The sequence below is a fragment of the Hyphomicrobium sp. genome (assembly GCF_041674905.1).
Taxonomy (GTDB): Bacteria; Pseudomonadota; Alphaproteobacteria; order Rhizobiales; family Hyphomicrobiaceae; genus Hyphomicrobium_B.
In genome coordinates this window covers 1-8,273 of record NZ_JBAYUV010000063.1, presented here as the reverse complement: position 1 = coordinate 8,273, position 8,273 = coordinate 1, and the positions used below count along the sequence as shown (strand labels likewise).

General features: G+C 57.8%; 13 protein-coding genes. 2 read left to right on the top strand and 11 right to left on the bottom strand.

Annotation, left to right across the window (positions count from 1 at the left end):
- The 11 genes from WC026_RS16885 to WC026_RS16835 all read right to left on the bottom strand — a co-directional run.
- Nucleotides 1-875 (bottom strand): DnaB-like helicase C-terminal domain-containing protein (locus WC026_RS16885; protein ID WP_372712176.1); only part of this gene is annotated, 875 nt, incomplete at its 3' end.
- Nucleotides 876-1,109: 234 nt separating this feature from the next.
- Nucleotides 1,110-1,850: a DNA cytosine methyltransferase gene (locus tag WC026_RS16880; protein ID WP_372712175.1), complete on the bottom strand. Its 741-nt coding sequence runs from the start codon at nt 1,848-1,850 to the stop codon at nt 1,110-1,112.
- On the bottom strand, nt 1,847-2,110 hold the full coding sequence (locus tag WC026_RS16875; protein ID WP_372712174.1) for a hypothetical protein: 264 nt from the start codon (nt 2,108-2,110) through the stop codon (nt 1,847-1,849). Before WC026_RS16875 ends, WC026_RS16880 begins: the two co-directional genes overlap by 4 nt.
- 99 nt (nt 2,111-2,209) lie before the next feature.
- The gene (locus WC026_RS16870) at nt 2,210-2,941 is read right to left on the bottom strand and encodes an MT-A70 family methyltransferase (RefSeq protein ID WP_372712173.1); all 732 of its coding nucleotides are present in this window, start codon (nt 2,939-2,941) and stop codon (nt 2,210-2,212) included.
- A gap of 147 nt (nt 2,942-3,088) precedes the next feature.
- Nucleotides 3,089-3,361, bottom strand: coding sequence for a hypothetical protein (locus WC026_RS16865; protein WP_372712172.1), 273 nt, complete (start codon nt 3,359-3,361; stop codon nt 3,089-3,091).
- A 23-nt stretch (nt 3,362-3,384) separates the two neighbouring features.
- Nucleotides 3,385-3,552, bottom strand: a complete 168-nt coding sequence (locus tag WC026_RS16860; protein ID WP_372712171.1) for a hypothetical protein — start codon at nt 3,550-3,552, stop codon at nt 3,385-3,387.
- The gene (locus tag WC026_RS16855) at nt 3,549-4,118 is read right to left on the bottom strand and encodes a hypothetical protein (protein WP_372712170.1); all 570 of its coding nucleotides are present in this window, start codon (nt 4,116-4,118) and stop codon (nt 3,549-3,551) included. Before WC026_RS16855 ends, WC026_RS16860 begins: the two co-directional genes overlap by 4 nt.
- On the bottom strand, nt 4,105-5,004 hold the full coding sequence (locus WC026_RS16850; protein ID WP_372712169.1) for an NUMOD3 domain-containing DNA-binding protein: 900 nt from the start codon (nt 5,002-5,004) through the stop codon (nt 4,105-4,107). The genes WC026_RS16855 and WC026_RS16850 overlap by 14 nt, the downstream gene beginning before the upstream one ends.
- A gap of 107 nt (nt 5,005-5,111) precedes the next feature.
- On the bottom strand, nt 5,112-5,708 hold the full coding sequence (locus WC026_RS16845) for a hypothetical protein (protein ID WP_372712168.1): 597 nt from the start codon (nt 5,706-5,708) through the stop codon (nt 5,112-5,114).
- Nucleotides 5,705-5,965 (bottom strand): hypothetical protein, encoded by a 261-nt coding sequence (locus WC026_RS16840; protein WP_372712167.1) that lies wholly within the window; start codon nt 5,963-5,965, stop codon nt 5,705-5,707. Before WC026_RS16840 ends, WC026_RS16845 begins: the two co-directional genes overlap by 4 nt.
- A gap of 111 nt (nt 5,966-6,076) precedes the next feature.
- Nucleotides 6,077-6,385, bottom strand: a complete 309-nt coding sequence (locus WC026_RS16835) for a hypothetical protein (RefSeq protein ID WP_372712166.1) — start codon at nt 6,383-6,385, stop codon at nt 6,077-6,079.
- A gap of 690 nt (nt 6,386-7,075) precedes the next feature.
- Between WC026_RS16835 and WC026_RS16830 the strand changes: the two genes are divergently transcribed.
- A complete protein-coding gene (locus tag WC026_RS16830; protein ID WP_372712165.1) occupies nt 7,076-7,474 on the top strand; it encodes a hypothetical protein in 399 nt (132 codons plus the stop codon).
- 99 nt (nt 7,475-7,573) lie between these two features.
- A complete protein-coding gene (locus WC026_RS16825) occupies nt 7,574-7,786 on the top strand; it encodes a hypothetical protein (protein ID WP_372712164.1) in 213 nt (70 codons plus the stop codon).
- The last annotated feature ends 487 nt before the right edge of the window (nt 7,787-8,273 follow it).

Genomic DNA, 8,273 nt, shown 5'->3' with positions numbered 1-8,273 from the left:
TTCATCACCAAGGCCGTCACGCCGGCGACCGTAGCCCGCGGCAGATCCTCGATATAGATCGGCACCCCCTGCAGGTTCTCCGCCGCGCGCATGATGTTCTGCTCATCCTGCATATTCAGCTGGTCCATTTCGATATCGGCCACCGAAACGTCCGAGAACCGGCTGACCGCGCGCGCGCCAAGCTCCGCCTTCTCCATCTCGAGCGAGATATACAGCACTGGATTGCCGCGCTCGGCGACCGAAAGCCCGATCTGCTCCGCCAGCGCGGTCTTGCCGGCCGACGTCGATCCGCCAAGAACGATCAGATTGCCCGGCTGCATCGGGCCGATGATGTCGTCGACGAAATGGATGCCAGTCGTCACATAGCTTGTCGTGTCTGTCTGGCGGATGTCGGAGAGATATTTCGAGGCGATCAGCCCGAGTTCGCCACTGCCGCCGCGGGCGCGGGCGCCAAGTAGGTTGAGGATTCCAGAATGCTGACTTTGGAGCACAGCGCGCGCGTCGGGGACGCTCTCCAGATCGCGCATCGCCTGATCGAACATCTTCCGGGCTTCGCGGCGCATCGCTGCGTCCATGATCTCGCGCGCGTATTTCTCGGCGTCGGCTGGGTATTGAACGTCCGATTGCAACCTGGCGAGAAAGACCGGGAGAGGCGCCTCCTCGGGCGCGACGCTGGCGCGCCGGCAGATCACCGCACGGTCGAGAGGCACGCCCTCGTAGGCCAGATCGCAGATCACGCGGTAAACCTCCGCGCACGCCTCATTGGCGAACATCTGGATCGTGAGGCTATCTCTGATTTCGTGGATCGCGTCCGGCGTTCTTAGCAGGCTCCCGATCAGCCGCTGTTCCACGCCCTCGCTGTTGAGTAAGCTCATTTCCACCCCCATCTTTTAGTTCTTGAAGCACAAGCATTTCGCGCAATTCTTTGAACGTCTCGATCGCCGCCTTTCGATGCAACTCCATTCGGCGCAGTTGGTATTCGAGGCCATGGCGATCGCGCATGTCGCAATAGCTCTGGGCGACATCGCAGCTGAGTCGCATCATGCCAAGCATCTCTTGGATGTATTCCCAGCACTGCTCTTCTGCAGATGGCGGCGCCGGCGCTTCCGTCATTGCGCGGGCCTGAATGTCGCGCCGATGTGGCGGGCAAGAGGTTCTGGAATCTTTGCGATCATGGCGCTTGCAGCTTTGCGCTGCGGGGATTTAGAGCTGTGTCGGCGGCAAGTTGATTGAGGGTCGCTGAACCAATCGCCGCCGATCTTTGTGCCGGAGCCTTGATCAACGGAATGGGTATGGACGCTCGCCGTCTGGAAGCTCCGGCCGCTGCCGTCGAAGCGAAATCCCGGCACCTTGTGCGCCTTGCGCGTCGGAGGCATCAGCGCCGGCACGTCGCCCCATAGATGGAACGATCCGAAGTTCCAGCGGCTGCGCCCAACCCACGGGATTGCGCCGCGCACGTTCTCGACGATCAAAGGAATATGCCGGCCAGCGGCGATGCTGGCCTCTTTCTGAATTCGGAAGCAGGCGTTGAACAGGCGGTTCAGCCGCTCCAGCTCTGCGCCCGTCGTGTCTGCGCGGATCGCTGCGGCCTTTGCCTTGGCCAACTTCCAAGGCATCGCCATGTAGCTGTATTCTTGGCACGGCGGCGACGCGACGATCAGCGCGGCGTTCTTGAACTGCGATCCGTGCAGCGTGAGCACGTCCTGCACGACAAGCTCTCCGCGGTAGCGCTCTTGTCCGTATTGGTGCCGTTCGATATCGAAACCGACGACGAAATATCCCTCCGCCAGCAGACCATCTGTCCAGCCGCCCAAGCCGCAAAAGAGGTCTATGGCGATTGGTCGCCTCATCCCACCACCCCAACAGCGCTTCTCACCACATGCGCGGGCAGCCCAGCCATCGCCATCGCCCGAGCCGTGCGCAGCCGGCGCCGACGCTGCGCCGCGATGCTCTCGACCTGCACCACGATCACCGCAGATTTCCGCTTGCTGTAGATCACTCTCACGATCGCTTTTTCCCTTGTCGCCAGCGACGCATTTCCTTCGTCATGACGGTCACGACAACATCTCTCTGAATCAAAAACGCGAACCCGTTCACGCAGATCGTGCATCGGCTTATGCCGGCACCCTGCGCGCAAAAGCTCCGGATCTCATCGCGAAAAGCGTTCAGGTGCCCGATTTGCGATTCGATGTAGGCAACCAAAAGCGCATCACTCTCCTGCGTCTTCTTCGACAATCCCTTCTTGCAGAGCGTCCGGAGCGCCTCGACGTCCACGCCCTTTACTCGCTCCAGATAGCGGATCAGCGCGTGATCTGAGACTCGCATCGAAAAGCCCCGCCTGATTACCCCACGACGACCAATTTTCCCTAGATTGGCGCGAAAAAAGCTCCACATATGGGCCAGCGCAATACCGCTGCACGCGATCAAAAAACTCATCCGGCTTCCGCGAGTGCTCGCGCACGGGCGACATGATGATCTCACGGACGTCTTTGGCAAGACGCTTGGCGTTCCCTCGTCGCCCAAGGATGCAAAACTCCGCGTTCTTGCGCGTCGTCAGCCCGAGCGAAACGTGAAGGTCTGACTCGTGCGACGGAAGGCAGCGCAGCTGCAAAGGATTGTGCGAGCGTTTCAGCTTTACCCATGTGAAAGCCATCGAACTGGGCTTAAAGCCCCACGCCTTCATGATCTCGACGTGCGTTCCTTGAACGATCATCGGACCAGTAATCCACAAAAACAGGTGAGCGTCCTTTGCCGCCAGTTCCCCGACCGGCAGCGCCTTGATGTCCTCAACGCTTAAAACATCGTAATGTTTTTCTGCATCCCGCCGCGATGTCCAATTGGCGGATTGCAGCGCTGTGCGTGCGCGAAAGTGCCAAGGCGGGTCTGCTGTCACGCAAGCGAAGCCACCCCTTGGAAGATCGCCAAACGGCCAATCAGCCATGAGCGACCGCCAAGCGCCGGCGGCGGCGCAGCGCTTCGTCGATCGCCCAATGAATGAGCCGGCGATCACATCGGCATTGTTGAGCGAGGAAAGCTATACTCTGCCCACATTCGTAAGCGTGGAAAATCGTCATAATTTCCAGCACGCTCATCGGTGCTGCCCGTCAGCGCGAGTCTGCCGCAGCACGAACCCCGGATAGCGGGAGTTGTCGACGAGCCGGTGCTCGACGATCGGCACCTTTTTCGTCCGGCGCACGCCCAACTTGCGATCGACCTTTGATCTTGGCAGCCGATGAATCGCATGGCCGCAGACGCCGATCGGAATCGTCCGAAAGCCATTGCGCTTCGGAATATACAGGCTCGCGCCGACTGCACCGAGCGGCCCGGCGAACCCCAGCGCCTTCGCGAGCATGATCGCCAAAGACTGTCTTGAACGAATTTCCATCAGATTTCCCCTTCCTTCATTATCAACTGCAGAACGGAACCCGACAGCGGCGGCTCACTCGGCGCCGGATAGCGCGCTGGCTGGCGGCGCTTCTTCGGCTCGCGCACGACGATTCGGCGACGCTCCTTGCCAAGGCGAATAAACTTTATAGGCCAATCGTTTTTCATGGCACGCGCTCCATACCCATCGGCGGCGCGATCTGCTCGTAGCCGAAGAGTTCGGTATCACACCCCCACCGCGGCAAAATGCGCGCGCGCTCATAAACCAGCACTCCCAAAGCGTCAGCCTCATCGTCTGAGGTGACAGCCCAACCGCGTCGCTGACATTCGAGGCGCACCTGATCTTTGAGCCACTTTCGGCGCTGCGCCTTGGCGAGCGTCTGCGGCGCGCGAGGCTGCCCGATGAAGTGCTTTCGCCATTCCGCGCTTGAGACAGGGCGGCATGGGACGCCGCGCCGATAGCAAATTTCTTCAGCATGAGCCTTCAGGCCGTAGAGCTTCTCGACGGCATTCAAACTGACCTTGTCGATATACGGCGACTCGATCGCGACATGCTCAATCCTTTCGCCGACGATCTTGCCGGAGAGAAAATCACGGAAACTCGCAAAAGTTTGGCCAAGAGATGCCTTGGGCAATCGCACAGCGCCATACAATGGCTGATCCATTGCGGGAGACCAGATCGCAAATCCCGTTTGTCCAGCGAGATCAAGGCATAGGATTTTAGTCACCGGCATTGTTCCTATTCTTGCGTCTAGCGTGCGCTTGACGCATTTTCTCGCGAGTTTCCTCTGAATGTGTTTTACCAAGCATCGGCTTCCGACCACGTTTCATTTCGCTAAGATGTCGTTTTAGTTCCGGCCTGTTTTGAGCATTAATCATTCCGCGTATCCGCTTTTCGCGGATTTCAGGATCGGACCATTGAGCGCGCGATGCTTCTCTTATTTTTTCTTTTGCCGCAGACGTGTGACGGCCATTAAAACCATTCCTGTTTGCAAACGACAGAAACGCTTGAAAGGCTTCTGGATTGGCCGCGTTTCTAGCTTTGGTTACTTCCGCACACTTTTTCCTAGTCTCATCCAAAACAACTCTATTTTTATTGGCTTCAGAAAGACGTTTTCTGCCATCCTCAGTAAGAACCCGCCTCTCCACTCCCTGACGAAAATTTTCTGCGACTTCGGGCCTTTTCATTGCACACTTTGTAGCCTCGGAAATTTTCTTGCGCTCGGCTTCTTTACTCATTCTTTGACTACTAGCAGCACGCATTTTCTCTCTCGTTGACGGCAACGGATTACGTCCGCCATACCCTCCAGCCGATAGATTATACAAACAGCCTCCGAGCGCCTCGCGTCCAAAAACATCTATTAGCTTCACTTCCAAAGCATATGCTTCTTCGCGGGTTAGTTCGGCAGCAATGATGCAATCGCGATACTCAACCCCTCCAGCAATAAATTCTCTAATAAATTGCAGCTTTAAGTTATTCTTCCCACCCGATCGCCCTCTTGCCTCATAGAGGTGATGCCGCTCCCGTGGATTGCGCGCACCATGCGTCCCGACGCCGATATAGAATGGCCTCGGAGCGGCCCCCGCATATAGAGCATATACGTAAGATTTACGCTTCACGCGCCAAATCCAAACTCAGGATATGCATGATCGTCAGCCCCGGAACGGTGCTCATGAAAAACTGAAATGTCAGGAGATGCAACGCGGCTCAGTCGCCGCGCGCAAATTTAGTGGCGGAGAGGAACGACCTTGTCGTCGTCTTCGTCAAAGTCGGTTGGCGACTCAGGCGTCTTGGCTTTCTTGCCGGAGCCCGGCGGCCGTCCGCGCTTCTTCTTCGGCTCGTCCGGAGCCTTGTCGCTCACCGGAATTTCCTTGATCGCAGAAAGCAACTCGTCTTGGCCCTTGCGCCAATATTCGAGCCACGCCTGTCCAGCCGGCGAGCCGGGATCGTATTTCGTCGTCTTGCCCTCTTCGCCCATGCGGCCGGCACGAAGACCGTCCGACGCGGCCCGAGCAATGATCTCTTCCTCGCCTGTCGATCCGTCGGGCGCGTCGAACATCTCCAGCTGCGAATAGAGCGGCACCTGCAATAGGCGCGCGTAGCGGACGATGTCGTTGAAATCCTGCGTCAGTTCATGGCTGTCGAGTTTCGCCAGCACGCGGACGGCGTCCAGCGCCTTCAGCGAGACGCCATCGACCTTCGCCGCCTTGCGGGCCGAGCGCAGCGCGTTGACCGCCTCGTCCTTCTTCCGCTCCGCCGCAGTGATCTTCTGCAAATGGATGAGCGTTACGCCGTCCTGAACGTTCGAATCCGTCGTCATCATGCAACAGTCCTTGTTTTCGCCCGGAGTAATTTCCGACGTTCTTCGGCCGCAAGCTCTTTCAGCTTGAGGTCCATCCACTCGACGGCCTTGTCATAGCCCGGCGGCGACGCATAGCCGCCCTGCCGAACCCGCTTGAAGAAGGCGTTGTCCAATCCAGCTTCGCGGGAGATTCGCGTTTCGGCGATCCCAGTCTGCTCCATGAACCCGTCGAGGTAGAACAGCAAATCGCCCCGGAGCCGATCATTCGCGTTACGCAAGATTTTTCTGAATTTTGATCGATCAATGCGGCGATTCATCAGCCCCTCTGACTTTCTCGCCTGCATCGTTATGGAAAGTTCACCAATCGTCAAGCCGCAGGCCGATTATTTTCAGCGAATCGTTTTCAACAGCGGCGACCTTCTGTCGTTTTGCTCGGAAATATGTGCGGCCAATTCATCCGGCCGGTTCAACGAAAACATGCGCTTTTTGGATGCCTTTTTCCTATTCTTTTTCGCTGGCGGCACATCAGCGCCGGACTTCAATTTAGCCAAATGCGCAGCGCGTTTACGCATTTTCTTCACCCAAGCGTCATGATCGCTTTTTTCCTGCTTTTTCCGATATTCGGCCGTGACGTCTTCAAAGCCGGACTGTTGGATCAAGCGCGTTTTTCTGACCTTCCCCCAATCCAATTTCTGCATATCGGTTCTCCGGAAGCTGGCGCACGCGCGCGGTTTCGGGAATCACTCTTGGTGTAAGATTCTACCTAGAGAGTAGATAAATAATAATCCTTCCCGGAAGAAAGGATTCGAAGACACCCCCCGGGATTAACCGGGAAAGGTGCTTCGTCACATGGCATTCTGAGTCTCGTGATGGCATGGATGCTGTGGCGCGGAGCGTGTGTCCGACGCCAATCTTCCCCATGCTCCGACTAGAATGACCCCAAGCCCCGCAACTGGCCTGAAAGGTTCGCTGGCTACTGTTTTGGAGGCTATTGCGGCCCCCTAGTGGACTTGCGGCTCCCAGCTACTGCACCACCGCTCCGGTATGTTCCACCACCCCCCTGGCCCGGAATATACAATCTTGTCGCCAGTGCTTGCATTCGCCCCCAACAAGATTGCTGAGGCAAAGCTACGGAGGCTTGAATTTTCTATGGGACTGCCGTAAATATTCTCGCATCGGCGAGTTGTTCCTCAACTGTGGACGTCGATCATCCTTTCGGGCGTTGGTCGCGCCGCGAAAGGGCCTTTTGAGCCGCCTCGGATTCGCATCCCGGGGCGGCTCTTTGTTTAGGCCCCCATGGATTTTTTTTCAAGCCTGAAACTTTAGTGCTTGCCTATTTGCGTTTTTCCGCATAGCGTGACCGTATTGATCCTGCCAAGGAGACTACGGTGTCAGCAACTCATGCGTGGGGGCAAATCCCCGAACATCTACGCGGCGGCCTTGCCCGCTATTTGATTTTCGGAGTCCGGACAGGGTCCGCGCTCCAAGCCTTCCTCGAAAACGATCTGCTCAGATTCGTTCATTGCGCCAACGACGATACGCTCGCCGCGCTGCGGCCGATGACGCAGTTCATCTACAACTACACGCCTCGCGGCTGTTTCGGGCGTGACGGCGTGACCGACAGTTGGCAGTCGCTTTCGCTCGGCGCCCGCGTCGTTTCACTGCGCAATGCCGATTGCGGGCCAGCTTTCGACGCTATGTGCGCGGACGCCGGCGAATCCATCCCGTCCGCAATGCTCGCGGCTGATTATGTGATCGGGACGATGGAGGCGCGCGATGGCCTCTGATCTCTCGTTCTTCCTTTCACCGCGGTTCCTTTCGCTGTGCGCGGCATGGTTTGAAAGCAGAATCGCTGTCGAGGTTCAGCGCCGGCGCGGGGCGCGCCGATGAGCGACTTCACCCCGGAAGAAATCGAATGGGCGCGGAAGGAACTGATTCTGCGCATCAACGAGAATAACAAGATTGAGCGACGGCGCGCTGAGCCGTGGCTGGAGCGGTGCATCCTCGTCGCGCGCAGCCGCCGATCCCGCGCTGCTGGTCTGTCTCGCGCGCGGCACCATGCTTTGCTGAAATTCGTGGAGGGGTCAGATGGGCGATAAGACCGGAATCCAATGGACCGACGCCACTGTGTCAGGAAGCGTGCTCCAGCTTATGACACGGTTCGCAAAGCGTCAGGCCGTTGCTCACTTCGAAGCGAAGTTCTGGATGGTCGGAAAACCGCAAACGATCAACTTTTGGTGGGGCTGCACGAAGGTCGGTCCAGGTTGCGCGAGAATATGGGCGACGTTGCCGCCCTCGTCAAAAGTTTCGAGTAGGTCAGGCCATGAAGCTCGATCGCGCCAGCGTCATGCGAGACGCCCACCGCAGATACCGCGACGGCAAGCGCCTGTGGGTCTCGGATGGACGTTCGGGCAATGCCTAAAAACCAGTTGGGCGGCTGCGCGTCTAGCGCGCGATAGCGGATCGGCGAAATTTATGAAGAGGGCAGCGTGATGGCAGATACCATTGAAGCTTGTCACGTAGCGCTTGGCGCACGCGTCCGCATGATCCGCGAAACACTAGGCATATCACAAGATGATCTCGCGA

Bases quoted from the DNA above. Each gene is read 5' to 3' on its own strand.
- WC026_RS16880 (WP_372712175.1), bottom strand. From the start codon at position 1,850: ATGAGGCGACCAATCGCCATAGACCTCTTTTGCGGCTTGGGCGGCTGG.
- WC026_RS16875 (WP_372712174.1), bottom strand. From the start codon at position 2,110: ATGCACGATCTGCGTGAACGGGTTCGCGTTTTTGATTCAGAGAGATGT.
- WC026_RS16870 (WP_372712173.1), bottom strand. From the start codon at position 2,941: ATGGCTGATTGGCCGTTTGGCGATCTTCCAAGGGGTGGCTTCGCTTGC.
- WC026_RS16860 (WP_372712171.1), bottom strand. From the start codon at position 3,552: ATGAAAAACGATTGGCCTATAAAGTTTATTCGCCTTGGCAAGGAGCGT.
- WC026_RS16855 (WP_372712170.1), bottom strand. From the start codon at position 4,118: ATGCCGGTGACTAAAATCCTATGCCTTGATCTCGCTGGACAAACGGGA.
- WC026_RS16845 (WP_372712168.1), bottom strand. From the start codon at position 5,708: ATGATGACGACGGATTCGAACGTTCAGGACGGCGTAACGCTCATCCAT.
- WC026_RS16835 (WP_372712166.1), bottom strand. From the start codon at position 6,385: ATGCAGAAATTGGATTGGGGGAAGGTCAGAAAAACGCGCTTGATCCAA.
- WC026_RS16825 (WP_372712164.1), top strand. From the start codon at position 7,574: ATGAGCGACTTCACCCCGGAAGAAATCGAATGGGCGCGGAAGGAACTG.